This is a genomic window from Streptomyces racemochromogenes, from assembly GCF_044129415.1.
GTDB classification, from domain to species: domain Bacteria; phylum Actinomycetota; class Actinomycetes; order Streptomycetales; family Streptomycetaceae; genus Streptomyces; species Streptomyces racemochromogenes_A.
In genome coordinates this window covers 1-1,242 of record NZ_JBBDHD010000294.1, presented here as the reverse complement: position 1 = coordinate 1,242, position 1,242 = coordinate 1, and the positions used below count along the sequence as shown (strand labels likewise).

3 protein-coding genes are annotated in these 1,242 nt (G+C 60.6%); 2 read left to right on the top strand and 1 reads right to left on the bottom strand.

Annotated elements, in window-relative coordinates; genetic code table 11:
• Both WDV06_RS36905 and WDV06_RS36900 read left to right on the top strand, forming a co-directional pair.
• Positions 1-381 (top strand): hypothetical protein (locus WDV06_RS36905; RefSeq protein WP_395514163.1); only part of this gene is annotated, 381 nt, incomplete at its 5' end.
• A 1-nt stretch (position 382) separates the two neighbouring features.
• The gene (locus WDV06_RS36900; RefSeq protein ID WP_395514162.1) at positions 383-823 is read left to right on the top strand and encodes a hypothetical protein; all 441 of its coding nucleotides are present in this window, start codon (positions 383-385) and stop codon (positions 821-823) included.
• On the opposite strand, the gene WDV06_RS36895 is transcribed toward WDV06_RS36900, so the two are convergent.
• A partial coding sequence (locus tag WDV06_RS36895; RefSeq protein ID WP_395514161.1) for a hypothetical protein occupies positions 810-1,242 on the bottom strand: 433 nt, incomplete at its 5' end. The genes WDV06_RS36900 and WDV06_RS36895 overlap by 14 nt on opposite strands.

Sequence of the window (1,242 nt, the reverse complement as noted above, 5' to 3'; positions counted from 1 at the left end):
CCAGATGATGAACACCCGAGGAGGTTGAACATGGATACCGTCAAGCCGCATTTGAAAGCTGTTTCCTTCATCCACAACGGGCCGTGCGGCAACCTCGCGCCGCGATGGTTCTATGGCTGGCGCTGCGAGGCCGTGGTTGATGGCCAGCGCTTTGTTGCCTGTGCTACCAGCGCTCATCTGGCGTTCGTTAAAGTTGATGCCAAGATCTTTGAGTGGAACCTGAAAAAAGATCTGGCCGAGGCGCGTCGCAGCATTCACGAATCCACATTGCGTGCCGGGATCGATCCGCGTTTGGCCCAGGCCGTAGCTGTGCTGGCCCAACCTACGCCACCACCGTTGACCTGGTTCCAGCGCCTGCTGCGCGCCATTGGGAGGAAGTGACATGTTTCTGACCGCGATCCTTGCGCTGGCCATGAGCGCCACGCCGCAGCCGCTGTATACCGAAACGTCGCATGCTGGCGAAAGCCTGGATGCCTTTGCCACGCGCATTGCAGCGCGCGCTGTGGAGGAGTCGCTGCAGGTGTCCGGCGAGATCTGCGGTGAGATCCGCAGTGAAGGTGATGGCCACGCGGTGAGCTTCTACACGGTGCGCCATCAGACGGCGTGCTCATACCTGCGCGAGCCTGGCCATACGTACACCGGCCTGACCTACCACACGCACATCTTCATCGGTGTCACCAATACCGACACGCTGCGCCAGAAGATCTACAGCCCGCGTTTCAGCGAGGAAGACTACAGCCACCCTGGTTACATGACCACCGGCAAGGTCACGCTGTTCCAGGATGGCTCGCGCGGATCTGTGCGTCGCGTCAGTAGTCGGTGAGATCCACAACCATGTGCTGGGCACGCGGCTGGTTGTATGACGTGGGGAACGGCGGACGCGTGCCCCAGATGGTGTCATAGATCTGAGCGGTACTGAGTGTGACTTGCGATCCTACAACCTGGTGCAACGACCCGCCACCAGTGACACGCCAGGTGCCTGCAGGAATCGGATCACTCTGATTGAAGCTGTCGATGACATGCGCCACGCCCAGCTTACGTCCAGCTGGGCCGTTGAACTGCAGGGAGCTACTTGACTGGTTGCTGACCTCACCGATGATGCGCAACGGCAACCAGGCCGAGCTGTACGCCAGAGATCCGTCAGCCTTGAATACTTCCAGGCCGAAGTTGTCGCGCGGCAAACCAGCGTGCGGCGGGCCGAAGGCAAACCATTCCACCAGTGCGCCCTGCGCAGCCAGGTAC

Bases quoted from the DNA above. Each gene is read 5' to 3' on its own strand.
- WDV06_RS36900 (WP_395514162.1), top strand. From the start codon at position 383: ATGTTTCTGACCGCGATCCTTGCGCTGGCCATGAGCGCCACGCCGCAG.